Consider the following 26,297-nt stretch of genomic DNA (forward strand, 5'->3'; position numbering starts at 1 on the left):
CGTGAGCGGGGCGCTGCTGGTCGCCGGGACCACCTCTGACGCCGGTAAGTCGATGGTCGTGGCCGGCCTCTGCCGGCTGCTGGCCCGAGAGGGTCTGTCTGTGGCGCCGTTCAAGGCGCAGAACATGTCGAACAACTCGGCGGTCACCGTCGACGGCGGCGAGATCGGCCGGGCCCAGGCGATGCAGGCCCACGCCGCCGGGCTGGCACCCAGCACCCGGTTCAACCCGATCCTGCTCAAGCCCGGCGGGGACCGCACGTCACAGTTGGTGATCCGGGGTCAGGTGGCCGGAACCGTTGCCGCGGGGGACTACTTCACCCACCGCGAGCGGCTCGCCGGCGTGGTCGCCGACGAATTGGCCTCGCTGAGATCCGAATTCGACGTGGTGATCTGTGAGGGCGCGGGCTCACCGGCGGAGATCAACCTGCGTGCGACCGACCTGGCCAACATGGGGCTGGCGCGGGCCGCTGACCTGCCGGTCGTCGTGGTGGGTGACATCGACCGCGGTGGCCTGCTGGCCCACCTGCACGGCACCGTGGCCGTCCTGGCTCCCGAGGACCAGGCGCTCATCGCGGGATTCATCGTCAACAAGTTCCGCGGCGACCCGGCCCTGCTGGAACCCGGATTGGCCCAGCTGCAGGAGCTGACCGGTCGCCCCACCTACGGGGTGATCCCGTTCGACGACGGAATCTGGCTCGACACAGAGGATTCGGTATCGGTCCGGCCGGGCGGCATGGTGGGCACACCGCAACCGCCTCGCGGGGCGCAGACGCTCACCGTCGCCGCCGTCAGGCTGCCGCGCATCTCCAACTCCACCGACATCGAGGCACTGGCCTGCGAACCGGGGGTCGCGGTGAGGTGGGTGGCCGACGCCGCCGACCTCACCGGTGCCGACCTCGTGGTGATCCCCGGCAGCAAGGCCACGGTGAGCGATCTGGCCTGGTTACGCCAACGCGGCCTGGCCGAGGCCATTCTCACGCACGCCGCGCAGGGCCGACCCGTGCTCGGTGTGTGTGGCGGGTTCCAGATGCTGTGCCGTCGCATCGATGACGCCGTCGAGGCGGGAGCCGCCGCGGCGGTCCGCGTCGAAGGCCTGGGTCTGCTCGACGCGGACATCGAGTTCGCTGTCGAGAAGACCCTGCGGCACTGGGAAGAACCCTTGTGGGGCTACGAGATTCACCATGGGCAGGTGACCCGGGCAGCGGCCGATGACTGGCTCGGTGTCGGGCTGCGCCACGGCGCCGTCTATGGCACCCACTGGCACGGTCTGCTCGACAACGACCATCTGCGCCGGGCCTGGCTCACCGAGATCGCCGGCGACGCCGGTCGTGACGGATTCGTGGTTGCCGATGACATCGACGTGCGGGGCCGGCGCGATGCCCAGCTGGATCTGATGGCCGACCTGCTGGCCGCGCACCTCGACATCGGGGCTGTCATGGACCTGGTACAGCACGGAGCACCACCCCGGCCCACCATGAGCACTGCGCTCCTCGGTTCACCTCGGTAACCTGGGCATATGATTCGACGCCACCGGTCGGTGGCAGTTTTGTTCGGGCTGGTCGCCCTGGTGGCGGTGACCGGCTGCGCACCCGTGGTCACCGGGTCGCCCACCTGGCCCGGCGCCACCCTGCAGAAGGTTTTGCTGACAGCCGCCGATCTCCCGCCCGGTGTGCAGTTCGACCGGGTCACCGATGACGGCGCGGGCCCGGGCGGATCGAGCGGCCCGCCGCCTATGTTGTCCACCCCGGCCGGATGCAGTGACGGGCTGACCAGGGTGATCGCCGAATCCGCCGAGCGGGGCCCGGGCAGTGCCGCGCAGATCATCGCGGCCTACGACGGGGCGCGCATGGTGTTGACCGTGCTGACCTCGCCGCTGCCGCTGGACCGGCTGGCGGCCACCGCGGAACGGTGTGCACAGTTCTCCACCTACTTCGATCCGTCGGACAGCGGCATCCCGATGACCACCACCAAGCTGGCCGGACCCCGCACGTCGGCGTTGGCCTACCAGCAGACCATGCGGCTGGGTGCCAGCGAGCAGAGCATCTTCTTCGCCTTCGAAAATGTCGGCAACTGGGCGGTTTTCGGTATCGCGTTCCCCACACAGGATCCATCGATCGCCGCCAAAGGTGTATTGCCGCAGACGTTTCTGGATGTTTTCGGTATGCAGGCCGAGCGGCTGGGCGCTCGCTGACGCGGACGTCAGGACAATGCCGATTCCGGCCCGCCCGAGGCTACTGGACGGTAGTTTGTCCGAATGCTTACCACCGTCGCGACGATCGACGGATACACCACACCCGTCGACGTCTCGGGGCCCGACAAGGGGTCCACAGTGGTGGTGCTGAGCGCCGGACATCACGGCCCTGCCGCCTACGAGCCGATCTGCCGGCGGTTGCACACGGCTTCACTGCGCACGGTCATCATCGGCCCGGATCCGCGGCTGACCGCCAAGGCGATCGTCGGCATTCTCGATTCACTCGACATCAAATGGGCTTTGCTGGTCGGTGACCGGCTCGGGGGAGAGCTGGCCTGGGAGCTGGCGGCGACCCGGTTGGACAAGTTCATCGGACTGGTGGTGGTGGATCGCGGCCACCCGCGCGTCGCCGACGCCACGGGCGTGGTCCGCGACGACGAATGCCCTCCGGTGGAGATGAACACCACCGTGCTCGTCAGCACCCCCGCGGCACGTGCCGTCGCCAAGGCCAGCCAGCGCTACGTCTACGGCGACTTCCGGCTCGTGGAGATGCCGGGACGGCGCAACGCCGGAGACTCGACCGCGCAGCTCGCGGCCGAGATCGTGCTGCGTACCAGTAGTTGGTGACCGGCGCTCAGTCTCGAGGCGCTCAGTCAGCCGCCACAGTGTTGCCGGGTCGGCAGCCTGCCTTCGCGCGGGCGCTCAGTCAGCCGCCTCCGAAGGCGTCCAGGCTTGCGGCAAACCCGGCTGCTGCGGGAACAGGAAATCCACGAACGCGGCCGCCGTGGGCTGCGGCTCGTGATTGGCCAGCCCGGGACGTTCGTTGGCCTCGATGAAGACGTACTCCCGGCCCGTCACATCGGGAACCAGCAGGTCGATCCCTGTCACCGGAATGCCGATCGCCTCGGCTGCGGCCACGGCGACCCGGCACAGCTCGGGGTTCACCTCCGCGGTCACATCGTGAATCGTGCCGCCCTGATGCAGATTCGCCGTCCGCCGTACCCGGAGGCGGACCCCCTCGGGCAACACGTCGTCGAATGACCAGCCGGCTTCGGCGACGGTTCCCACGGTGACGTCGTCGATCGGGATGCGTGACTCGCCGCCGGTGGCGGCCGCCCGGCGGCGTGATTGCGTCTCGATCAACTCGCCCACGGTGTGCTTTCCGGTGCCGACGACCTCGGCGGGCCTGCGGATCGCCGAGGCCACCACCTTGCCGTCGATGACCACCAGGCGAAGATCGTCGCCGGGGGCCCGCTGCTCGATCAGCACCTCCGGGTACTGCTCGCGGGCCCGGTGCAGCGCCGCGTCCAGCTCCTCGCCGCCGTCGACCCCGACGGTGATGCCCTTGCCCTGCTCGCCGCGGGTGGGCTTGACCACCACATCGCCGACCTCGGCCAGAAAATCGTGGTCCTCGCCGTCGAACGTCGCCAGGCGGCCCTTGGGCACCGTGATACCGGCATCCGAGACGATCCGCCTGGTCTGGCGCTTGTCGTCGCAGCGGGCCATGGCCACCGCCGACGTGAACTCCGAGAGCGACTCTCGGGTGATGATGCTGCGCCCGCCGTGCGACAGCTTCATCTCACCGGCGCCCGCGTCGAGCACCTCGACGCGGATCCCGCGGCGCATCGCCTCGTCGGCGATGATGCGCGCGTACGGGTTCAGATCGTCGACGGTCTCCGGAGGATGGGTGAACAGCGGCTCGTTGATCGCGTTCTTGCGCTTGACCGCCAGCACGGGGACCCGGTGGAAACCCAGCTTCTCGTACAGTGCGATCGCGGCGGAATTGTCATGGGCCACTGAAAGATCCAGGTACGCGCGGCCGCGCTCGCGGAAGATGCCGGCCAGGGTGCGGGTCAAGGCGTCGCCGACCCCGGGTAGTCCGGCGGCCGGGTCCACCGCCAGGCTCCACAGGCTCGACCCGTCCTCGGGGTCGGTGAACAACCGCTTGTGGTCGACGCCGGTGACCGTGCCCACCACGGAACCGTCGTCATCGCGCACCGCGACCAGGTAGATCACGGCCGGGGTCAAGGTGTGGTTGTGCCAGATGACATCCACGGGGGCGGGCACCATGCCGCACCGGACGTACACGCGGTTCATCGCGTCGGCGTCCATCGGGGTCTGCAGGGTGCGCACGCTGAACCCGACGGGTTCGGCCGCGGTGAGCTCGTCGGTGAACCGCAACCGGTAGGTATGACTCGGGTCGATGAACAGCTCGGCGGGGGACCGGGCGATCAGTACGTGCGATTCGCGGGCGTAGATACAGATGTCGCGCCGGCCCGGACCTTCCTGCTGCAGCACCTCGGCGAGTTGGCCGGGATCGGCGAAGGTCTGACCGAAAATCAACCGGCCCCAGCCCAATTCGAGCACCACATCCTCTGCCATGGCATCGACCAGATGCTGCGGCGTGGCATCGTGCAGGCCGAGGGTGATCGCCTCGGTGTGGTCGGAACCCAACGAGGCCTCCGACGCGTCATGGTCAGTGGCGGTCACGCCGCGGCCCCCGTCACCCCGTGTCGCTGCAACCACAGCTCGAGCAGCGCGATCTGCCACAACTCATTGCCCCGCAGCGGGGTCAGCCTGCCGTTCGGGTCGGCGAGCAGCCGGTCGACGGCCTCGGGGCGAAACAGGCCGCGCTCCTTGGCTTCCGGCGCATACAGCGCGTCGCGGACCATGTCCAGGTACGGCCCCTCGAGGTGCGTCAGGGCCGGGACCGGGAAGTATCCCTTCGGGCGATCGATCACCGCTGCCGGGATCACCCGGCGCGCAGCCTGTTTGAGCACACCTTTGCCCCCGTGCGCGGTCTTCAGGCCCGGCGGGCAGGTGGCGGCCAACTCGACGAGTTCGTGATCGAGGAACGGCACCCGGCCTTCCAGCCCCCACGCCATGGTCATGTTGTCGACCCGCTTGACCGGATCGTCGACCAGCATCACGGTGGTATCGAGGCGCAACGCCCGGTCCACACCGGTCTGCGCGCCCGCGGCGGCGAAGTGATCGGTCACGAACACGCCGCTGGGATCCCCGTCGGCCCGGTAGCTCTCGCTGATCAGCGCGCCCACCCCGGAGCTGTCCCGGTCGAAGAACGCTCCCCGGTAGCTGGCCACGGACCCGTCCAGGCCGGCCGCACCCGGTTCGGCCATCGGCGGATACCAGTGATAACCGGCGAAGACCTCGTCGGCGCCCTGACCGGACTGCACCACCTTGACGTGCCGGGACACTTCCTGGCTGAGCAGATAGAAGGCCACGCAGTCATGGCTGACCATCGGTTCGCTCATCGCGCCGATCGCTCCGTCGAGCGCGGGAAGCATGCGGTCGGTGTCGATGCGGATCTGGTGATGGTCGGTTTCGAAGTGCTCGGCGATGATGTCGGAGTACTTGAACTCGTCGCCGGCCACCCCGCCCACCGACTCGAAACCGATCGAGAAGGTGGACAGGCCGTGCTGACCGGCCTCGGCGAGCAGTCCGACGATCAGGCTGGAATCGACGCCGCCGGACAGCAGACATCCGACGGGCACGTCGGCCACCAGCCGGCGCTCGACCGCGCGCCGCAGTGACTCCAGTACCGCGTCCTCCCAGTCCTTTTCCGACCAGTCGGCCCGGTCGGCGTTCCGGGTGAAGTCCGGCGACCAGTAGACCGTGGTGTGCCGGCTGCCGTCGGGTTCGATCGCGACCACCGACGCGGGCGGCACCTTCTTGATGCCCTGCAGGATGGTCAGCGGGGGCGGCACCACCGAATGGAACGTGAGGTAGTGGTGCAGCGCGATCGGGTCGATCCGGGTGTCGACGCCACCGGCGGCCAGCAGGGCGGGCAGCGACGACGCGAACCGGATCCGGTGGGCGTCCTCGGTGATGTAGAGCGGCTTGATGCCCAGCCGATCGCGTCCCAAGAGAACCCGGCCGGTGTCACGCTCGACGATCGCGAACGCGAACATCCCCATCAGGTGCTCGACGAACCGGTCACCCCAGTGGTGATAGGCCTTCAGCAACACCTCGGTGTCGCTGTGCGAGAAGAAGCGGTAGCCATGCCCGGACAGTTCCCGGCGCAGCTCTTGGTAGTTGTAGATGCAGCCGTTCCAGCAAACGGTCAATCCGAGTTCGGGATCAACCATGGGCTGGGCGCCCGCTTCGGTCAGGTCAATGATTTTCAGGCGGCGGTGACCCAGCGCGACCCGGCCTTGCGACCACACACCGGCCGCATCCGGACCCCTGGGTGCCATCGCGTCTGCCATGGCCGACACCGCTGAAATATCCGGTGTCCGGCCATCGAGACGCACCTCCCCGGCGGCTCCACACATCAGTTCGACCCTACACAGGATCTGTCGTCGGCGCGCCACCCGCGGTGTGTCGGGGGTGTGACCATGACATGTCGGAGAGTGGCCCTATTCTCCTCCCATGAGGCCTGGATTCGGCTTCGGCATAGCCCGTGACGAGCTGATTCGTGATTTCGGCGCGCAGTCGACCGTGCGGGGTGAGCGCTATGCGGCCGAGGGCCGGATCCGTGACATCGAGTTCGATGACGACGAGCGCCTGCTGCGCGGGCGCTGTGTGGGTTCGCATGGGCAGTTGTACGTCCTTGAGGTCGGACTGTCGCCGGGTAGCCGGGCGGTCGTCGAGTGGGCGTTGTGTTCATGCCCCGTGGGGTCGTTCTGCAAACATGCGGCGGCCCTGGTGCTGGCGGCCGCGCCGTCGGATCCGGCCCACTCACCGGTGGACCGTTGGCGCTACGTGCTCGACAAGGTGCTCGACGAGGTCGCCGTTCCCGAAGGCGGCGGCAAACCGATCGCGCTGGAGTTCTCGGTCGTCGCCCCGACCCGCTACCGCCCGGGCACCTTGCTGATGCTGCGCCCGCTGTCCCTGGGCAAACGGGGCACCTGGATCACCCGCGCGCTGACGTGGCGGCGTCTCGTGGACTATCCGGACCCCGGCGAGTTCGACCGGGACCAGTACCGGGCCGTGCGGGCGCTGCTGTCGGAGGTGGCGCGGTACTCCCAGCCGCACGGCGGCGAGGGGATGGCGCTCAACGGAATGCCTGCCACGCTGTGGCCCCGGCTCGACGACGTGCTGGACGCGGGTGTGACCGTCTTGTCCGACACCGCGAGCGGCATCCGCGCGGTCGAGTTGGTCAAGAACGTCCACCTCCGGTTGGACTTCGCGGCCGAGGGCGGCGGCGCCGTGATGTCGGTGGCTCTCATCGTGGACGGACAGGACAGCGACCCCGACGGCGTCGCACTGATCGGGATGCCGGCTCCGCACGGGATGTTCCAGGTCGCCGATTCGGTGCTGCGACTCGGCGCCTTCGACCCGGTGCCGGGGCGCACCATGGCCGAGATGCTGGGCCACCGCGAGCAGGTGCACATTCCGGCCGACATGGCCCGCGAACTCGCGGTCGACATCCTGCCGCGCCTGGCCGGCAGTGTGGACATGGAGGTCGCCGACGGCCTGTTCGTCCCGCCGACCATCACGGGCCCGATGCCCGCGCTGACGGTCAAGGTGACCGACGGCGGCGCGCGGGTGTTCTGGAGTACGCGGTATGAGGTCAACGATCAGCATCACGACTTCGACCCGATGTCTTCGGTCGGGTTGATCGGGTATCGCGACGCTGACGCCGAACGGGCGCTCTGGCTGCGGGTGCTGCCCGCGTTGCAGGCGGTCGCAGCGGCCGCGCAGGACTGGAAACGTCAAGCGGCACAACATGTCAACCGCCGGATCACCGCGACGCTGGACACCGATGCCGTCCACGAGTTGCGGGCCATCGTCAATGCCCCGAGCGCCCTGGACGCGGTCGCCGTGGCGTCTCAGCGCACGCTGCTGGGCGGGGTGAATCTCACCCTGGTGGAGGCTGCGGTGCTGTGTGATCAGACCTTGCCGCAGCTGGACTGTTTCGCGGCCCTGACGATCGACGCCGATGACCGGTACCGGGCCGCCGGCGCCGATCCGGTCCTGTCGTTCTCCGGTGACACCTCGGTGCCGGGGGATTGGTTCAGCCTGAACGTGACGGTGAGCGTGGACGGCGAGACGGTCGCCCTGCCCGAGCTCATCCGCGAATTGAGCACCGGTGCAACGCACATGCTCCTGCCGTCGGGGATGTACTTCCGGTTGGACACGCCCGAGCTGGTCCGGTTGAGAGCCCTGCTCGACGAGGCGCGGGCACTCGGTGAGATCGACGGGGACCGGGTCAACGCCGCGTCGATGAACATCACGCTGTGGGACGAACTACTCGCGCTGGGTGTCGTCGACGCGCAGCTCGCCCGGTGGCGGGCCAACCTGGCGCGTCTGGCCGCTGCCCGCCCTCCGGTCCCCGTCGACCCGCCCGAGGGGCTCGATGCCGAGTTGCGCGACTATCAGCGCGATGGGCTGGACTGGCTTTCGTTCCTGTGGGACAACGGGATCGGCGGGGTCCTCGCCGACGACATGGGCCTGGGAAAGACCGTGCAGACGCTGGCGCTCATCGCCCGTGCCGTGGCGGGCGGCGCGGGCAAGTTCCTGGTGGTGGCACCGACCAGCGTGGCGCGCAACTGGGTGGCCGAGTGCCACAAGTTCACCCCGGGACTGAACGCGGTCGTGGTGACCTCGACCAATGCGCGGGCAGCCGTCGGCCTGGCCGCGCAGGTGGCCGAGGCGGACATCGTCGTCACGTCCTACACGCTGCTGCGCCTGGATGTCGAGGCGTACTCGCAAATCCATTGGGCCGGCATGGTTCTCGACGAAGCGCAGTTCGTGAAGAACCACCACAGCAAGACCCATCAGGCCGCACGGCTGCTGGATGTGCCGTTCAAGTTGGCGATCACGGGCACCCCGATGGAGAACAACCTGATGGAGCTGTGGTCACTGCTGTCGATCACGGTGCCCGGGCTGTTCCCGTCGCCGAAGGTGTTCGAGACCTATTTCCGTAAGCCGATCGAATCGGGTCAGGCCGACGATCTGCTGCCGGTGTTGCGCAGGCGGATCAAGCCGGTGCTGTTGCGACGCACGAAAAGTCAGGTCCTCAGCGAGCTGCCACCCAAGAGCGAACAGGTGCTCACCATCGGCCTGGGCGCCAAGCATCGCAAGATCTACGACACGCGGCTGGCCCGGGAACGGCAGAAGGTCCTGGGGCTGCTGGGGGACTGGGAGAAGAACCGCTTCCAGATCTTCCGGTCGCTGACCCTGCTGCGGCAGCTCAGCCTGCATCCGGGGTTGGTCGACGACTCCGCACGCCCGGTGGGATCGGCCAAGATCGACTTCCTCGTCGAACAACTCGACCAGCTCGTCGCCGAGGGCCACAGTGCGCTGGTCTTCAGCCAGTTCACCGGATTCCTCGGTATCGTGCGGGCACACCTGGATTCCGCGGGTATCGCCTACAGCTACCTCGACGGTTCGGTCGACTCCGACGGAAGGGCCAGGGCCATCGAGGAATTCGGTGCCGGGGCCAAACAGGTGTTCCTGATCAGCCTGAAGGCGGGCGGATTCGGGCTGAACCTCACCACCGCCGACTACTGCTTCCTGTGCGACCCGTGGTGGAGCCCGGCCGCCGAGGCTCAGGCCGTCGACCGGGCCCACCGCATCGGGCAGACCCGGCCGGTCAGCGTCTATCGCCTGGTCGCGGAGAACACCATCGAGGAGAAGGTGGTCGCATTGCAGGACCGCAAGCGGGCCCTGTTCGCCGCGGTGGTCGATGACGGGGATCTGTTCGGCTCGACCATCTCCGCCTCCGATATCCGCGAACTGCTCGGGTGACCCGGGTGATCAGCCCGGCAGTTCGGCGGCCGGGGCGGCGTCCACCTGCTTGATCGGACCGGTGAACCAGTGTTTCACCGACACGTGCCAGTAGATGAAGAGCAGCACCAGCACGCCGCCGACCAGTAGCGGGGTGTAGTTGACGAACTTCCACTGGAAACTCGGGTCCCACGGCATGCCGCCCAGCGAGGTCGGGAACATCGCGATGATCGAGGTGACGATGATCTCGACGATCGCCACCGGCGCCATCCACTTGTACTTGTTGCCGACGTTCCACCGGCCCTGCTCGAAGGAGTCGCCGGCCTTCCACCGGAAGTAGATCGGCACCGCGAAGCACAGGTACAGCCCGACCACGCCGATGGAGACGACGGCATAGAACGCGACCGGTGAGGGCACGTCCACGCCGTTGACCGGAATCTTCACCGGCACGATGGCGGGCAGCGTGATGATCGCCGCGATCACCGCGGTGACGATGACGGCGTTGGCGGGCACCCGGCTGGCGCTGACCTTCGACCACAACTGGTGCCCGGGGACCGCGCGGTCCCGGCTGAACGCGAACAGCATGCGTGAGGCGCTGGTCTGGCAGGCGGTGGTGCAGAACAGCTGACCCGCGGTGGCGATCAGCAGCACGACGCCCGCCCACTTCGATCCGAGTGCCTGGGTGAAGATGGTCGCTACCGCTCCACCGTTGGCCGACACCTCGTCAGAGTTCTGGACGGCGAACAGGAATGACAGCAACAGGATCCAGCCGCCGATCGCCGAGTAGAAGATCGACTGCCAGATGCCCTTCGCGGCGGCATTGGCCGCGCTCTTGGTCTCTTCGGACAGATGGGCCGATGCGTCATATCCGGTGATCGTGTACTGCGTCAGGATTGCCGAGATCGGCAGCACGAACAGCAGGAAGCCCCATCCGGACGTGGAGCCCGAGAAGATCCCGGAGTTGTTGATGGTCTTGGCGAAAACGTCGGAGACGGTGGCGTGTTGGTCGGGGAGCAGCCACAGGATGGCGATCACCGCCGTGGCGCCCGCGACGTGCCACCACACCGAGACGTTGTTGATGACGGCCAGCAGGTGTGACGAGAAGATGTTGATCACGGCCGAGACCGCCAGGATGATCAGGAACATGATGAACACCCGGGTCAGGCTGTAGCCGGCGAGCCAGGATTCGCTGAACGTCCCCAGGGTGAGGTCCAGGAATGTCGCGCTGCCGTAGGACACCGATGCCAGGATGGCGATCAAGCCGATCAGGTTGAGCCAGCCGGTGTAGAACCCGGCCTTGGGGCCGCCGAGTTTCGATGCCCACCAATAGATTCCGCCTGAGGTGGGGTATGCGGAGACGAGTTCGGCCAGACAGAATCCGATGATCAGGATGAACACCGAGACGATGGGCCAGCCCCAGGCGATGGCGGCCGGACCGCCGTTGTTCCAGCCCAGCCCGAATGAGGTGAAGCAGCCGGCCAGGATCGAGATGATCGAGAACGAGATCGCGAAGTTGGAGAATCCCGACCAGGACCGCTGCAGTTCCTGGACGTAACCGAGTTTGGCGAGATGTTGTTCGTCGTCGGTGAGGTGTTCGGTGAGTTCTTCGTGTCCCTCGGGCATGGCGGCTCCTCGTGTGCAGGACGTGGGCGGTCTGCACACGGACAATAGAGCCTTATTGGTCTGCTGTCCTACCTTTTAGACGTGACAATCATGCTAATTCGGGGCACGATCGTGACGTCATCGGCGAGTCAATGGTCGGCTGGACGTCAGGTTGGCCACCGAGTCCCACACGGGCAGGAGGGTGCGCAATGAGCCAGAACCCCGGCATGCTGGCACGAGCCGATCTGGAGCAAATGGTGGCGGCGGGTGAGATCGACACCGTCATCGTCGCCTTCTGCGATATGCAGGGCCGGCTGACCGGTAAGCGGGTTTCGGGACGGTTGTTCGTCGAAGAGGTCGCCGCCCACGGTGCGGAGTGCTGTAACTACCTGCTCGCGGTCGACGTCGACATGAACACCGTCGGTGGCTACTCGATGTCGAGCTGGGACACCGGTTACGGCGACATGGTGATGACCGCCGACTTCAGCACCTTGCGGTTGATCCCGTGGCTGCCCGGCACCGCGCTGGTGATGGCGGATCTGTCGTGGCTGGACGGTCGCCCCGTCGAGCAGGCTCCGCGCAGCATCCTCAACCGCCAGATCGACCGGCTGACCGAGCGGAAGCTGGTGCCGTACGTCGGGACCGAGCTCGAATTCATGGTGTTCGACAACACATTCCGCGAGGCCTGGGCCTCGGGATACCGCAACCTGACACCAGCCAGCGACTACAACGTCGACTACGCCATGATGGCCTCCACCCGGATGGAGCCGTTGCTGCGCGACATCCGTCTGGGCATGGAGGGTGCCGGGCTGTACTGCGAGGGCGTCAAGGGCGAGTGCAACCTGGGTCAGCAGGAGATCGCGTTCCGGTACGACCATGCCCGCGCCACCTGCGACAACCACACGATCTACAAGAACGGTGCCAAGGAGATCGCCGACCAGCACGGCAAGAGCCTGACGTTCATGGCGAAATTCGATGAACGCGAGGGCAACAGCTGCCACATCCATATCTCGCTACGCGGCGAGGACGGGTCACCGGTCTTCGCCGACGAGTCCGGCCCGCACGGGATGTCGCCCGTGTTCCGCAGCTTCATCGCCGGCCAACTGGCCACACTGCGCGAGCTGACATTGTTCTACGCGCCCAACATCAACTCCTACAAGCGGTTTGCCGACGGCAGCTTCGCGCCCACGGCCATCGCCTGGGGCATGGACAACCGCACCTGCGCGCTGCGTGTGGTCGGTCACGGGTCAGGAATGCGCGTGGAATGCCGGGCGCCCGGCGGTGACGTCAATCAGTACCTGGCCGTGTCGGCGCTGATCGCCGGTGGTCTGTACGGCATCGATCACGGGCTGGAACTGCCCGACGCACTGCCGGGAAACGCTTATGCCAGTGGGGCGCAACGGTTGCCGACCACCCTGGCCGAGGCGGCCGAGCTGTTCGCGAAGTCCGAGGTGGCGCGCACCGCGTTCGGGGACGACGTCGTCGAGCACTACCTGAACAATGCGCGGATCGAGTTGGCCGCCTTCAATTCCGCGGTGACCGACTGGGAGAGGGTGCGCGGTTTTGAGCGGCTCTGAATCGGGGACCCGTCCGATCATCGGATTGACGACCTATCTGCAGCAGGCGCAGACCGGGGTCTGGGATGTGCGGGCCAGCTTCCTGCCGCAGGTCTACTTCGACGGCATCACCCGTGCCGGTGGCATCGCGCTCCTGTTGCCGCCGCAGCCGGTGGACCGAGAGATCGCCGACCGGGTGCTCGACCGGGTCGACGGCCTGGTCATCACCGGCGGTCCGGACGTGGATCCGCAGCGCTACGGACAGCAATCGCATCCCGCCACCAACGAGCCGGCCACCGAGCGCGATGCCTGGGAGTTCGCCCTTCTGGAAGCCGCACTGCGGCGCGGGATCCCGGTGCTCGGCGTGTGCCGGGGCGCACAGGTGCTCAACACGGCGCTGGGCGGCACCCTGCACCAGCACCTGCCCGACGTGATCGGGCACACCCATCATCAGAAGGGCAACGCGGTCTTCGGCACCTCCGCCGTGCGCACGCTGCCCGACACCCGACTGGCCGATCTGATCGGCGAGACGTCCGACGCGCAGTGCTATCACCATCAGGCCATCGACCGGCTGGGTGAGGGCCTGGTGGTCAGTGCCCGCGACTCCGACGGCGTGATCGAGGCCGTCGAACGTGATCCAGCGCTGCCCGGCGACGCGTTCGTGCTGGGCGTGCAATGGCACCCCGAGGAGAGCCTCGATGACCTACGCGTGTTCGCCGCTGTGGTGAACGCGGCCAGAACCTATGCGACAGAGAGGGTCTCATGACATCCAGCCAGGTCGTCAACCCGGCTACCGAGGAGGTGTTGACCACCGTCGACCTCATGGACGTGGAGGCCGTCGACGACGCGGTGGCGCGTGCCGCCGTCGCGCAAAGGGCATGGGCCCGGCTGGCCCCGGCCGAGCGGGCCGCCGCGCTACGCGCATTCGCAGCCGTCGTCGACGCCCACATCGGTGACCTGGCCGCCCTCGAGGTGGCCAACTCCGGGCATCCGATCGGGCAGGCCGAATGGGAGGCCGGGCACGTCCGGGACGTCCTGCAGTTCTACTCGGCCACGCCGGAACGATTGAGCGGCAAGCAGATCCCGGTGGCCGGTGGCCTGGATGTCACGTTCAACGAGCCGCTCGGTGTCGTCGGGATCATCACGCCCTGGAACTTCCCGATGACCATCGCCGCGTGGGGCTTCGCCCCTGCGCTGGCGGCCGGCAACGCGGTGGTGCTCAAACCTGCCGAGTGGACCCCGCTGACCACGATCCGGCTCGGTGAGCTCGCCGTCGAATCGGGTTTGCCTACAGGGCTCTTCCAGGTGCTGCCGGGCAGGGGTTCGGTGGTGGGGGAGCGGTTCGTCACCCACCCCGGCGTGCGCAAGGTGGTGTTCACCGGATCCACCGAGGTGGGGATGCGGGTGATGGCGGGGGCGGCGGCTCAGGTCAAGCGGGTGACCCTGGAGTTGGGTGGCAAGAGCGCCAACATCGTGTTCGACGACTGCGATCTGGAGAAGGCCGCCGCCACCGCACCCTACGGGGTGTTCGACAACGCGGGGCAGGACTGCTGCGCTCGTAGCCGGATCCTGGTGCAGCGCAGTGTCTACGACCGTTTCATGGAGCTGCTGGAACCTGCGGTCAAGGGCGTCGCGGTGGGGGACCCCACGGTCCGCGGCACCGAGATGGGGCCGCTGGTATCGCGTCCGCACTGGGAGTCGGTGTCGTCCTACGTGCCCGACGATGCCCCGGTGGCATTCCGGGGTTCCGCCCCGGACGGTCCCGGGTTCTGGTTCCCGCCAACGGTGTTGACGCCGCAGCGCACCGACCGCACCGTGACCGACGAGATTTTCGGCCCGGTGGTGACGGTGCTGCCGTTCGAGGACGAGGCCGACGCGATCGCGCTGGCCAACGACACCCCCTATGGCTTGTCGGGTTCGATCTGGACCGATAATCTCTCGCGCGCACTTCGGGTGTCGCGGGCGGTGGAATCGGGCAATCTCAGCGTCAATTCGCACTCGTCGGTGCGTTACAACACGCCGTTCGGCGGGTTCAAGCAGTCCGGACTGGGGCGTGAGTTGGGACCTGACGCGCCACTGTCTTTCACCGAAACCAAGAACGTCTTCTTCGCCATAGAAGATCGAGCAGAGGAGTCTTTTTGATGGATCTGACCCAACGCCTGGCCGGCAAGGTTGCCGTCATCACCGGCGCCGCCAGCGGCATCGGTCTGGCCACCGGACGGCGGCTGCGCGCCGAGGGTGCCACGATCGTGGTGGGCGATATCGACCCCGCCACTGGTGAGGCCGCCGCCGAGGAACTCGACGGGTTGTTCGTCGCGGTCGACGTGTCCGACCAGGCGGCCGTCGACAATCTCTTCGACACCGCGGCCGCGACGTTCGGATCGGTCGACATCGCGTTCAACAACGCCGGGATCTCGCCGCCCGAGGATGACCTGATCGAGACCACCGAGCTGCCGGCCTGGGAGCGGGTGCAGGACGTCAACCTGAAATCGGTGTACCTGTCCTGCCGGGCAGCGCTGCGCCACATGGTGCCCGCGGGCAAGGGCTCGATCATCAACACCGCGTCGTTCGTGGCGGTGATGGGTTCGGCCACCTCCCAGATCTCCTACACCGCATCCAAGGGCGGAGTGCTGGCGATGTCCCGCGAGCTCGGGGTGCAGTACGCGCGGCAGGGAATCCGCGTCAACGCCCTGTGCCCCGGCCCGGTGAACACCCCGCTGCTGCAGGAGTTGTTCGCCAAGGATCCCGAGCGTGCCGCGCGGCGGCTGGTCCACATCCCGGTGGGCCGTTTCGCCGAGCCCGAGGAGCTGGCCGCCGCGGTGGCGTTCCTGGCCAGTGACGACTCGTCCTTCATCACCGGTTCGACGTTCCTGGTCGACGGCGGTATCAGCTCGGCCTACGTCACGCCGCTGTGACACCCTGGTAGCTCACCATGACAGCCGAACCGGATCCGCAGCCCGCCGTCGCAGGGCCTGATTCGCAGCCCGCTGCGGCGGCCGGAGCGTTGCTGCGGCCGGTCCGGCTCGGCAACGCCTTCGAGGACACGGTCGGCCGGCTGCTGGAGACGATCCGGCTGGGGGTGCTGGGCCCCGGGGAGTCGCTGCCGCCCGAGCGTGAGCTGGCCGCCCGCCTGGGGGTCAGCCGTGACACGGTCCGGGAGGCGATCAAATCGCTGGCCGACGCCGGCTACCTGGTGTCCAAACGGGGGCGGTACGGCGGTACGTTCCTGGCCGCTGAGTTACCAGCCCTGCCCACATCCAGTCATCGGCCGACGCGCGAGGAGATCGATGACGCCTTGCGGCTGCGCGAGATCCTGGAGGTCGGTGCCGCGCGGATGGCGGCCGGACGCACCCTGAGCGCGGCCGAACGCGACGGGCTCTGGTCGCGGCTGGCCGACGTCCGCGCTGCCGAACCCGACGATTACCGCCGGCTGGATTCGCGGTTGCATCTGGCCATCGCGGAGGCGGCGGGGTCTCCGTCACTGGTCCCGCTGGTCGCCGAGAACCGGATGCGGCTCAATGCCCTGCTGGATCAGATCCCGTTGCTGCCGCGCAACATCGCGCACTCCGACGAACAGCACGAGGAGATCGTCATGGCGATCCTGGCCGGTGACAGCGAGCGGGCCGCGGCGGCCATGCTGGCCCACGTCGGGGGATCGTCGGCCTTGCTGCACGGCTTTCTGGATTAGATTCGTACCGTGGACCAGCACGGTAAAGAGGTCCAGGTCGAGCGCGCGTCGTCGGCCCTGGCCGATGTCGACACCTCAGGGTGGGCGCAGCGCTTCGATCTGCTGTCCGACCCGCACCGGCTGGAGATCCTGCTCGGCCTGCACCGGGCGCCGGGTATCTGTGTCAGCGACCTGGCCACGGCCCTGGGCCGGTCGGAGAACGCGGTGTCCCAGGCGTTGCGGGTACTTCGGGACCAGGGCTGGGTCACCTCCACCCGGATCGGCCGCACCGTGAGTTACCGCCTCGACGACGAGACGGTGCACGACCTGCTGCATTGGATCGGGGCGCGGCACGGCTGAAACCGTGTTCATCTGTTCATCTGGACAGATATCTGGTGCCGTCTTAGGCTCGATAAATGACCACTGGCGCGGCTCCCGAGGTGACTACGACGAAGCCGCAGCCATTCGACCGCGCTGATTGGACGTCGATCGCGGTGGTCGCGGCGGTGGTGTTGGTGTTGCATGTATTCGGTTGGGGCGTGCTGATTTTCGGCGTCGCACCGCAACACATCACGCTGGGGTCGGCCGGGGTGTTCGGAGTAGGAATCGGTGTCACCGCCTACCTGTTGGGTGTGCGGCATGCATTCGACGCCGACCACATCGCCGTCATCGACAACACCACCCGGAAACTCGTCGGTGAGGGCACGCGATCGCTCTCGGCGGGATTCTGGTTCTCGCTGGGGCATTCCAGCGTGGTGTTCGGGCTGGCCCTGCTGCTGGCGTTCGGTGTTCATGCGCTGGCCGGGCCGGTGCAGAACGAGGATTCGCCGATGTTGCAGACCCTCGGCCTGATCGGGTCGGTGGTGGCCGGGACGTTCCTCATCCTGATCGGCCTGACGAATCTGTTCGCCGTCGTCGGCATCGCCAAGATCTTCCGTGCCATGCGTGGCGGACAGTTCGACGAGGCCGAACTGGAACGCCAACTTCAACAGCGGGGCTTCCTGGCCCGTCTGCTCGGCCGGTTCATGCGACGGGTGAGCAAGCCGTGGCACCTGTACCCGGTCGGCTTCCTGATGGGGCTGGGATTCGACACCGCGACCCAGGTGGCACTGCTGGTGCTGGCGGCGGGTGCGGCAGCGTTCACCCTGCCCTGGTACGCCATCCTCGTGCTGCCGGTGCTCTTCGCGGCAGGGATGAGCCTGTTTGACAGCGTGGACGGAATCTTCATGTCGCGCGCCTACGGCTGGGCGTTCCTGCAGCCGGTCCGCAAGGTCTATTACAACCTGACGGTCACCGTGTTGTCGGTGATCGTGGCGCTGGTGATCGGCGTCATCGTTCTGGCCGGTCTGCTGGTCGAGCGCCTGGGCATCACCACGGGTCCGCTGGCATTCATCGGTTCGGCCGACCTGGAGTTCGTCGGATTCGCGATCGTCGGGCTCTTTGTATTGAGCTGGGTTGTGGCCCTGGGGATCTGGCGGTTCGGCCGGATCGAGGAGCGCTGGGCTGCGCGGGCCTAGTCGGTCAGGCCCAGCAGCGCATTCTCGATCACCTCGGGCAGTGCCGGGTGAATCCAGTACTGGCCCCGGGCAACCTGCTCGGCGGTCTGCCCGAAGCTCATCGCCTGGATCAACGGCTGGATGATCGCGGACGCCTGGTAGCCCATGATGTGGGCGCCCAGGATCTTGCCGGTGGCGCGATCGCCGATCAGCTTGGCGATGCCGGTGGTGTCCTCCATCGCCCAGCCGTACGCGGTGTCGCCGTAGGCCTGAATCTTGGTGACGAAGTCGTAGCCCTGGTCGCGGGCCTGCTCCTCGGTCAACCCGACCGTGGCGATCTGCGGTTCGGTGAACACCGCTGACGGGACGAACCGGTGATCGCTGCGCACCATCGCGTCGGTGTCGTCCCAGTCGCGCAGCAGGTTCTCCTTGACCACCCGGGACTCATGGTTGGCCACGTGCTTGAGCTGGTACTCCGAGGAGACGTCGCCGAGTGCGAATACGCCACGCGCCGTGGTGCGTTGGTATTCGTCGACGATGACCAGACCGTCCTCGTCGACCTCCACCCCGGCCAAGTCGGCATCGAGCAGATCCCCGTTGGGGATCCGGCCGGTGGCCACCAGCAGCATGTCGGCGGGCAGCGTCTTGCCGTCGTCTAGGTCCAGAACGATCCGGTCACCCTCGTGGTGGGAGCCGACCACGTTCTCGTGGGTCCGCAGGTCCCACTTCTCGGCGGCCAGCGCGCTGAACTCTTGGCAGATCGTCTCGTCGCAATGGCTGAGAACACAGTCACCACGCACCACGATGGTGACCCGCACGCCCAACGCCGAGAACACATGGGCGAACTCGGCGGAGACGAACCCGCCGCCGACGATCACCAGGTGTTCGGGCAGTTCTGGGATACGCATGATGTCGTCGCTGGTGTAGTAGGTGACGCCGCAGTCCAGGATGGCAGGCGGGACGTAGGCGCGGGAGCCGGCAGCGATCACCACCTGATCGCTGCTGAATTCGTCACCGGCCTCGGTGCGCAGTGTGTAGCGGCCATCGGCGGTCTTGGGTCCGAACCGGGTGTGGCTGGCGTACACCGTGATGTGGGGGTCGTTGCGGCGGTAGTCCTCGCCGCCGGCGGCGATCGGGTCGATACGGCCGAACACCCGCGCGACGATGTCGGGCCAGCGCACCTTGTCGATGTGGGAATCGATGCCGTATTTGGCGCTGGCATGGATCGTGTCGGCCACATCCGCGGCGTAGACGAACATCTTGGTCGGGATGCAGCCGACGTTCAGGCAGGTGCCGCCGAACGTGCCCTGCTCGCAGATCGCGACTTTCTTGCCGGCGTAGCGCTCGTCGAGAATGCTGTTGCCCGAGCCGGTGCCGATGATCGTCAGGTCGTAATGCTCCATGTGCGCTCCCTATCCGGAAGGTGTTGTGCTCGGCCGGGTTTGCAGGCTCAGGTAGTAGTCCAGCCAGCGGTCGAGCTCGCGGTAGGCCGCTGCCCGGGCGTCGGCCACGGACAGAAAAACGTCGTGTTTGGCGTCGGTGATCGGAGCCACCGTGGTGTGGTTGCCCACGCAGCCGGACCACCGCGCGATCTGACCGACATCGAGCACGGCATCGCCGCGCTGCATCGCCGCGGGATCAGCGGATTCGGTGACGCTGCGATCTGATCGGAGGATCAGATTCGGCACGCCGACATCCAGGCCGCGGTGTAAGCGGGCCTGCCCGCGCCGGATGGCGTTGATCCACCCGAGCGTGACGGGGAAGCCTCCCAACGGTTTCCACTCCAGGTTGTACTCGAACTCGCCGCCGTAGTCGCGGTGCAGCGTGGTGCCGTAGCCGCCCTCCGTGGGTTTACGGATCACCGACAGCTTGCGCAGCCGGGCCAGGGCGATCAGGGCGGCCGACGTGGGGGCGGTGCGCAGGATCGCCGGTCCGTGCAGATCGAAGAACGGGCTGTTGAGCACCAGCCCGCCGACGTGATGGGCGGCCAGCCGACCGCTTCGGCGCAGCCGGTCGGCGAACAGGGTCAGGATCAGCCCGCCCGCCGAATGCCCGTACAGGCACACCGTGGCGTTGCCGGTGTCGGCGGCGATGGCCGCCAGGGCCCTCTCGAGTTCGGTGTCGTAGCGCGCCAGATCGGTGGTGAAGTGCGGGGTCTGGCCGCCGTGGCGGGAGCGTCCGCACTTGGGCAGGTCCAGCGCGTAGAACGAGAACCCGCGATCGGCGAATCGATCGGCGAGTTCGGTGTGGAAGAAGTAGTCGGTGTAGCCGTGCAAGGCCAGCACGGCGTGGCCAGATCCGCCCTGCCTGTCCGGTGCCGTACCGCCCGGACCCCGGCGTACCAGTGTGGCCACCAGGTCGCCTTCGCCGTCGGGATCGGGTCCTGCATCGATGGTCTGCTGCCAGAACCCCGGCAATACATCCGGCTCCCAGGCGGGCTCCCGTGACGTCACGGTTCCACCCTAACCGCGCGCCGAAAGTCAGAGCCGCAACGAAGCCAGGAATTCGGTGGTCTTCGCCACCGTCGCGGCACCGTCGGACGGCGGAACCTCCTTGGGCGAGGCGACGAATTCGGTGACCCCGATGTCGGCGAACCGGCGCAGCTGTTTTTCCACCGCGGCCTCGTCGCCCACGACGCAGACCTCACCGATGCCTGCCGCGCCTTCCTTGTCCAGCACTGCGCGATAGGCCGGCGCCTGCCCGGCGATCTCGAAGGCGGCCGCCAGCGCATCGCGAGCGGAGCGGGGGTCGTCGGTGAGTACCACGGGCAGTCCGGCGATCACCTGGGGTGCGGGCCGGCCCGCTCGGGCCGCGGCTCGGCTCAGCCGCGGAATGATGTGATCCTCCAAGGCTTTCAGCCCGGCCCAGCTGGTGATCGTGCCATCGGTGAGTTCACCGGCCAGGTCGAGCATCTGCGGCCCGAGCGCTGCGGTGACGACCGGCGGTGCCGGCGCGCCCGGAATGGTCACCTGCCCGGTGGTGGTGATCCGGGGTCCGTGGTGCTCGACGGGCTCGCCGGCCAGCGCCGGGATGAGTACCTCCAGATACTCGCGCAGGAATGCCGCGGGCCGCTCGTAGGAGTAACCCAACGCCTCGACCATGAACGGGTGGCTGACGCCGATGCCGAGGGTCAAGCGGCCGCCTGCGGCGGCGTTCGTGGTCAGTGCCTGACGGGCCAGTGCCAGCGGATGCTGCGTGTAGGCGACGACGACTCCGGTGCCCAGCCCGATGCGGCTGGTGCGGCCGGCCGCGACGGCCAGGGCGGTGAGCACGTCCCACGACGCCATCCCGGCCATCGGCGGCAGCTGCGGCATCCATGCCCGGTGAAAGCCGGATCGATCGGCGGCGATCACGGGTTCGATTGCCGCGTCGAGGCCGTGCGGAGCGTCCGGGGCGGGGCCCGGATCAGGGATGGACATGACAGAAAGACGCATGCGCTGCTCCCGGAGATAGGATGCGGAGACTCTCTCCGGTAAATATATGGAGACGGTCTCCGTTTGTCGAGGCGAGTTGAGAGGAGCAGTGACCATGACGGGCCCGAACCCCAGCCCGCGCCCGTTGCGTGCCGATGCCGCCCGCAACCGGCAGGCGCTGCTGACCGCCGCCGCCGAGGCATTCGCCCGGCACGGTGTCTCGGCGTCGCTCGACGACGTGGCCCGCGCGGCAGGGGTGGGCCCGGGCACGCTGTACCGGCATTTTCCGACCCGCGATCAGTTGGTGCGCGCGGTCATCGACGACGGATTGTGGGCCCTGCGAGACCATGGGGAATCACTTCTGGACGCCGCCGATCCCGTTGCCGCCCTGACGGAGTGGCTCGACGCCTACATCACGCAGGGCAACGTCTACGACGGGCTGGCCCGCACCCTGGTCGATGTCGCACCCGACGGTGAGGAGGTGCAGGGTTGCCGGGCCGCGCGTCAGGCCGGGGCGCAGCTGATCGCCCGGGCGGTGGCATGCGGAGCGATCCGGTCCGATGCCGACGTCGACGACATCCTGGACCTGGCCGCCGGGATCGCCTGGGTCGGACAGCTTGCCGATCGGGACGAGAACCAGCGCATCCGGCTGGTCCGGCTGCTCGTCGACGGGCTGCGGGTGACGGATAGCACTACCATGCCTGGCCAACTGGGATTCGCCGCGCGATAACCTTGGAATAACAGAAAGCCGTCGACGTCGACGGGCCGCGCAATACGAAGGACGAGCGATCAGGGTGTCTGAGGCAAACGTGGGTACGACCGTGAAGACAGACGTCGTGCTGGTTGGGGCCGGCATCATGAGCGCAACCCTCGGCGCTCTGATCCGGCTGCTGGAGCCGGACTGGTCCATCACCATGATCGAGCGGCTCGACGGTGCCGCCGCGGAGAGCAGTGATCCGTGGAACAACGCGGGCACCGGCCACTCGGCGCTGTGTGAGCTGAACTACACCCCCGAGCTGTCCGATGGTTCCATCGACACCACCAAGGCCATCAACGTCAACGAGCAGTTCCAGGTGTCGCGGCAGTTCTGGGCCTACGCCGCCGAGAACGGCGTACTGCCCGACGTCCGCGGCTTCCTCAACCCGATCCCGCACGTGAGTTTCGTGCATGGCGCGGGCAACGTCGACTACCTCAAGCGCCGTCACGAGGCGCTGGTGGGCAATCCGCTGTTCGCCTCGATGGAATTCATCGACGACAAGGACGAATTCGCCCGCCGGCTGCCGTTCATGGCCGCCAAGCGGGATTTCTCCGACCCGGTCGGGCTGAACTGGTCGCAGCACGGCACCGACGTCGACTTCGGCGCGCTCTCGCGCCAGCTGATCGGCTTCACCGCGCAGCGCGGGATGGACACCCTGTTCGGCCACGAGGTGCGCAACCTCCGCAAGGAGTCGGACGGCAGCTGGACGCTCAAGGTGACCAACCGGCGCACCGGCCTCAAGCGCAAGTTCAACGCCAAGTTCGTGTTCGTCGGCGCCGGCGGCGGTGCGCTGCCGTTGCTGCAGAAGTCGGGCATCCCGGAGGCCAAGGGCTTCGGCGGGTTCCCGGTCGGCGGCGCGTTCCTGCGGACCAACAACCAGGCGCTGACCGCAGGCCACCAGGCCAAGGTGTACGGGCTGCCGCCGCTGGGCGCACCGCCGATGTCGGTGCCGCACCTGGACACTCGCGTGATCAACGGCAAGTCGTGGCTGCTGTTCGGCCCGTTCGCCGGCTGGACGCCGAAGTTCCTCAAGCAGGGCAAGTTCACCGACCTGCCGCTGTCGGTCAAGCCCAACAACATCATGTCGATGCTGGGTGTCGGACTCACGGAGATGGGTCTGGTCAACTACCTGGTCGGCCAGCTGTTGCTCAGTGAGGCCGCGCGGGTCGATACGTTGCGGGAATTCGCGCCCAGCGCAGTCGATTCCGATTGGGAGCTGGACATCGCGGGCCAGCGTGTGCAGGTGATCAGGCGCAAGGGCGCGGGCGGTGTGCTGGAATTCGGCACCACCGTGCTCACGGCGGCCGACGGCAGCATCGCCGGTCTGCTGGGCGCCTCGCCCGGCGCGTCCACCGCGGTGCCGGCCATGCTCGACGTGCTGGAGCGCTGCTTCACCGATCGCTACCAGAGCTGGCTGCCCAAGCTCAAAGAGATGGTGCCGTCGCTGGGCACCAAGTTGTCCAACGAGCCCGGCCTGTTCGAGGAAGTCTGGGCGTGGGGGACCAAGACGCTCAAGCTGGACGACCCTGTGACCGTGTGAGCGGGGCGGGCGGATGACGGTCGCACTACGCCGCAGCTGGGCCAAAGATCTCGATGTACCAACGCTTTACGAGCTGCTCAAGCTGCGCGTCGAGGTGTTCGTGGTGGAGCAGGCCACGCCCTACCCGGAGCTCGACGGCCGGGACCTGCTCGCCGAGACACGCCACTTCTGGCTGGAAAGCCCTGACGGAGAAGTCATTTCGACGCTGCGTCTGATGGAGGAGCATCCCGGCGGCGAGAAGGCGTTCCGGATCGGCCGGGTGTGCACCAAACGCACCGATCGGGGCCGCGGGCACACCGCCAGGCTCATGCAGGCGGCGCTGGCCGAGGTCGGCGACTACCCGTGTCACATCAACGCCCAGACCTACCTGGTCGACATGTACGGCCGGCACGGATTCGTCCGTGACGGAGACGAATTCCTTGACGACGGAATCCCCCATGTACCGATGGTGCGTGCCGGACGTGAGAGCGAGCCCAGCTGATGACGGCGGTCCGATGACGGTGGAGACCCACACCTACCCCTTCAGCGCCCTTGTGGGGCAGGACCGGCTGCGGCTGGCCCTGCTGCTGTGCGCGGTTCACCCCGAGATCGGCGGCGTGCTGATCCGCGGCGAGAAGGGGACGGCGAAATCCACGGCGGTACGCGGCCTGGCCGCGGTGCTGTCCGCCGTCGACGACGAAGCCCGGCTGGTCGAACTGCCGATCGGGGCGACCGAGGACCGGGTGGTCGGTTCGCTGGACCTGCAGAAGGTGCTCCGGGACGGCGAGCACGCCTTCTCACCGGGCCTGCTGGCCCGCGCCCACGGCGGCGTGCTCTACGTCGACGAGGTCAACCTGCTGCACGACCATCTGGTCGACGTTCTGCTCGATGCCGCTGCCATGGGGCGGGTACATGTTGAGCGCGAAGGGATTTCGCATTCGCACGAGTCCCGCTTCGTGCTGATCGGCACCATGAACCCCGAGGAAGGCGAGTTGCGTCCGCAGCTGCTGGACCGATTCGGGCTGACCGTGGACGTGGCCGCCTCGCGCGACGTCGACGTACGCGTCGAGGTGATCCGCGCCAGGATGGCATTCGAGGCCGACCCGCGGGCCTTCGTCGAGCGCTACGCCGCCGCCGACGCCGAGTTGGCCGAGCGTATTACCGCGGCCCGAGCCGCAATCGGCTCGGTGGTACTGCCTGACTCCGAACTGCGCCGTATCGCCGCGCTGTGCGCGGCATTCGACGTCGACGGGATGCGCGCCGACCTGGTGGTCGCGCGCACCGCCGTCGCCCATGCGGCCTGGCGCGGTGCCACCACGGTCGCCGAGGAGGACATCCGGGTGGCTGCCGAACTGGCACTGCCACACCGGCGCCGTCGCGATCCTTTCGACGATCCGGGTCTGGATCCCGAGCGTCTCGAGGAGGCCATGCAGCAGGCGGGGGAGTCCGCCGAGCAGTCTGGGCAGGACGCCGGTCCGTCTGATCCGGACTTCGATCCCGACTTCGACCCGCCCGGGGGCGGCGCCGATGCCGGTTCCGAAAGTGGCGTGCCGCAGGGCAATTCGAAACAGTCTTCTACACGTCAGAGCGCCCCGCCGTCGGCGGTGTTCCGGACCAGGGCACTGGTGGTGCCCGGGGTCGGTGAGGGTGCGCCCGGCCGCCGTTCGCGGGCCCGCAACCGCACGGGCACCCCGATCGCGGCCACCGCGGAACCCGGCGCCGGGTACGGCCTGCACATCTTCGCCACCCTGCTCGCCACCGCGGGCCGCCAACAGGGTGCGGGCGTGCCGCGCCCCCGTCCCGAAGACGTCCGGCGCGCGGTACGTGAAGGCCGCGAAGGCAATCTGGTGATCTTCGTCGTCGACGCCTCCGGGTCCATGGCCGCCCGTGACCGCATGTCAGCCGTCACCGGTGCGACGATGTCGCTGCTGCGTGACGCCTACCAGCGTCGGGACAAGGTCGCGGTGATCACGTTCCGCCAGCAGGACGCCCGCGTTCTGCTCCCGCCCACCACCTCGGTGCACATCGCCGGCCGCCGGCTGGCCCGCTTCGACACCGGGGGCAAAACGCCGCTGGCGCAGGGCCTGCTGGCCGCCCGCGATCTCGTCATCCGCGAGAAGGCCCGCGACCGCGCCCGGCGCAGCCTGGTGGTGGTGCTCACCGACGGCCGCGCCACCGGGGGCCCCGATCCGTTGGGCCGCACCAGGCAGGCCGCGGCCGCGTTGGTGGCCGAGGGGGCGGCCGCCGTGGTCGTCGATTGCGAAACATCGTTCGTGCGACTGGGATTGGCCGGGCAGCTGGCCGAGCAGTTGGGGTCGCCGGCGGTACGGCTCGAGCAGTTGCGCGCGGCCGAACTGACCCGGCTCGTCCAGCACCAGACCGCCGCCTAGCGCGGCTCACGACT

21 protein-coding genes are annotated in these 26,297 nt (G+C 67.8%); 15 read left to right on the forward strand and 6 right to left on the reverse strand.

Annotated elements, in window-relative coordinates:
• The first annotated feature begins 1 nt into the window (after position 1).
• The 3 genes from TX88_RS14285 (at position 2) to TX88_RS14295 (ending at position 2,818) form a co-directional block, all read left to right on the forward strand.
• The gene (locus TX88_RS14285; protein ID WP_084621904.1) at positions 2–1,507 is read left to right on the forward strand and encodes a cobyric acid synthase; all 1,506 of its coding nucleotides are present in this window, start codon (positions 2–4) and stop codon (positions 1,505–1,507) included.
• Positions 1,508–1,516: 9 nt separating this feature from the next.
• A complete protein-coding gene (locus tag TX88_RS14290; RefSeq protein WP_044517627.1) occupies positions 1,517–2,191 on the forward strand; it encodes a hypothetical protein in 675 nt (224 codons plus the stop codon).
• 63 nt (positions 2,192–2,254) lie between these two features.
• Entirely contained in the window at positions 2,255–2,818 is a 564-nt protein-coding gene (locus tag TX88_RS14295; RefSeq protein ID WP_044517629.1) for an alpha/beta fold hydrolase, read from the forward strand.
• A 75-nt stretch (positions 2,819–2,893) separates the two neighbouring features.
• On the opposite strand, the gene ngg is transcribed toward TX88_RS14295, so the two are convergent.
• On the reverse strand, positions 2,894–4,681 hold the full coding sequence (gene ngg, locus TX88_RS14300; protein WP_044519395.1) for an N-acetylglutaminylglutamine synthetase: 1,788 nt from the start codon (positions 4,679–4,681) through the stop codon (positions 2,894–2,896).
• Positions 4,678–6,483: an N-acetylglutaminylglutamine amidotransferase gene (locus TX88_RS14305; protein ID WP_044517632.1), complete on the reverse strand. Its 1,806-nt coding sequence runs from the start codon at positions 6,481–6,483 to the stop codon at positions 4,678–4,680. The genes ngg and TX88_RS14305 overlap by 4 nt, the downstream gene beginning before the upstream one ends.
• A 97-nt stretch (positions 6,484–6,580) precedes the next feature.
• Here TX88_RS14305 and TX88_RS14310 point away from each other — a divergent pair, with 97 nt between their 5' ends.
• Entirely contained in the window at positions 6,581–9,904 is a 3,324-nt protein-coding gene (locus tag TX88_RS14310; RefSeq protein ID WP_049924914.1) for a DEAD/DEAH box helicase, read from the forward strand.
• Positions 9,905–9,913: 9 nt separating this feature from the next.
• Here the strand turns inward: TX88_RS14310 and TX88_RS14315 are convergent, their stop codons facing one another.
• Positions 9,914–11,506, reverse strand: coding sequence for an amino acid permease (locus tag TX88_RS14315; protein WP_044517634.1), 1,593 nt, complete (start codon positions 11,504–11,506; stop codon positions 9,914–9,916).
• A gap of 188 nt (positions 11,507–11,694) precedes the next feature.
• Between TX88_RS14315 and TX88_RS14320 the strand changes: the two genes are divergently transcribed.
• From TX88_RS14320 to nicT, 7 genes are read left to right on the forward strand one after another with little or no spacing between them, the layout of a single operon-like run.
• Complete coding sequence (locus TX88_RS14320) at positions 11,695–13,062, forward strand: glutamine synthetase family protein (RefSeq protein WP_044517635.1); 1,368 nt, start codon at positions 11,695–11,697, stop codon at positions 13,060–13,062.
• Positions 13,049–13,807, forward strand: a complete 759-nt coding sequence (locus TX88_RS14325; RefSeq protein ID WP_044517637.1) for a gamma-glutamyl-gamma-aminobutyrate hydrolase family protein — start codon at positions 13,049–13,051, stop codon at positions 13,805–13,807. The genes TX88_RS14320 and TX88_RS14325 overlap by 14 nt, the downstream gene beginning before the upstream one ends.
• Positions 13,804–15,183 carry an aldehyde dehydrogenase family protein gene (locus TX88_RS14330; protein ID WP_044517640.1) on the forward strand — a complete coding sequence of 460 codons (1,380 nt, stop codon included), beginning with the start codon at positions 13,804–13,806 and terminating at the stop codon, positions 15,181–15,183. Before TX88_RS14325 ends, TX88_RS14330 begins: the two co-directional genes overlap by 4 nt.
• Positions 15,180–15,956 carry a 3-oxoacyl-ACP reductase gene (locus tag TX88_RS14335; RefSeq protein ID WP_209446983.1) on the forward strand — a complete coding sequence of 259 codons (777 nt, stop codon included), beginning with the start codon at positions 15,180–15,182 and terminating at the stop codon, positions 15,954–15,956. Before TX88_RS14330 ends, TX88_RS14335 begins: the two co-directional genes overlap by 4 nt.
• Positions 15,957–15,973: 17 nt before the next feature.
• Positions 15,974–16,729, forward strand: a complete 756-nt coding sequence (locus tag TX88_RS14340; RefSeq protein ID WP_044517644.1) for a FadR/GntR family transcriptional regulator — start codon at positions 15,974–15,976, stop codon at positions 16,727–16,729.
• A 9-nt stretch (positions 16,730–16,738) separates the two neighbouring features.
• Positions 16,739–17,068, forward strand: a complete 330-nt coding sequence (locus tag TX88_RS14345; protein WP_044517646.1) for an ArsR/SmtB family transcription factor — start codon at positions 16,739–16,741, stop codon at positions 17,066–17,068.
• A gap of 56 nt (positions 17,069–17,124) precedes the next feature.
• Complete coding sequence (gene nicT / locus TX88_RS14350; protein ID WP_044517649.1) at positions 17,125–18,225, forward strand: Nickel transporter NicT; 1,101 nt, start codon at positions 17,125–17,127, stop codon at positions 18,223–18,225.
• On the opposite strand, the gene mtr is transcribed toward nicT, so the two are convergent.
• The 3 genes from mtr to TX88_RS14365 are packed head-to-tail and all read right to left on the reverse strand — an operon-like array spanning position 18,222 to position 21,638.
• Positions 18,222–19,607, reverse strand: coding sequence for a mycothione reductase (mtr, locus tag TX88_RS14355; protein WP_044517652.1), 1,386 nt, complete (start codon positions 19,605–19,607; stop codon positions 18,222–18,224). The two genes, nicT and mtr, sit on opposite strands and share 4 nt — an antisense overlap.
• A 9-nt stretch (positions 19,608–19,616) precedes the next feature.
• The gene (locus tag TX88_RS14360) at positions 19,617–20,657 is read right to left on the reverse strand and encodes an alpha/beta hydrolase (protein ID WP_044517654.1); all 1,041 of its coding nucleotides are present in this window, start codon (positions 20,655–20,657) and stop codon (positions 19,617–19,619) included.
• 27 nt (positions 20,658–20,684) lie between these two features.
• Positions 20,685–21,638 (reverse strand): TIGR03564 family F420-dependent LLM class oxidoreductase, encoded by a 954-nt coding sequence (locus TX88_RS14365; RefSeq protein ID WP_162563141.1) that lies wholly within the window; start codon positions 21,636–21,638, stop codon positions 20,685–20,687.
• Between the two features lie 94 nt (positions 21,639–21,732).
• Between TX88_RS14365 and TX88_RS14370 the strand changes: the two genes are divergently transcribed.
• From TX88_RS14370 to TX88_RS14385, 4 genes are all read left to right on the forward strand, one after another.
• Positions 21,733–22,347, forward strand: a complete 615-nt coding sequence (locus tag TX88_RS14370) for a TetR/AcrR family transcriptional regulator (protein ID WP_044519398.1) — start codon at positions 21,733–21,735, stop codon at positions 22,345–22,347.
• A gap of 127 nt (positions 22,348–22,474) precedes the next feature.
• Positions 22,475–23,914 (forward strand): malate dehydrogenase (quinone), encoded by a 1,440-nt coding sequence (gene mqo / locus TX88_RS14375; RefSeq protein WP_247613937.1) that lies wholly within the window; start codon positions 22,475–22,477, stop codon positions 23,912–23,914.
• Positions 23,915–23,927: 13 nt separating this feature from the next.
• On the forward strand, positions 23,928–24,395 hold the full coding sequence (locus tag TX88_RS14380) for a GNAT family N-acetyltransferase (protein WP_044517662.1): 468 nt from the start codon (positions 23,928–23,930) through the stop codon (positions 24,393–24,395).
• Between the two features lie 13 nt (positions 24,396–24,408).
• Positions 24,409–26,283 (forward strand): magnesium chelatase subunit D family protein, encoded by a 1,875-nt coding sequence (locus tag TX88_RS14385; protein ID WP_044517664.1) that lies wholly within the window; start codon positions 24,409–24,411, stop codon positions 26,281–26,283.
• The last annotated feature ends 14 nt before the right edge of the window (positions 26,284–26,297 follow it).

It is taken from the genome of Mycolicibacterium septicum DSM 44393, from assembly GCF_000455325.1.
GTDB classification, from domain to species: domain Bacteria; phylum Actinomycetota; class Actinomycetes; order Mycobacteriales; family Mycobacteriaceae; genus Mycobacterium; species Mycobacterium septicum.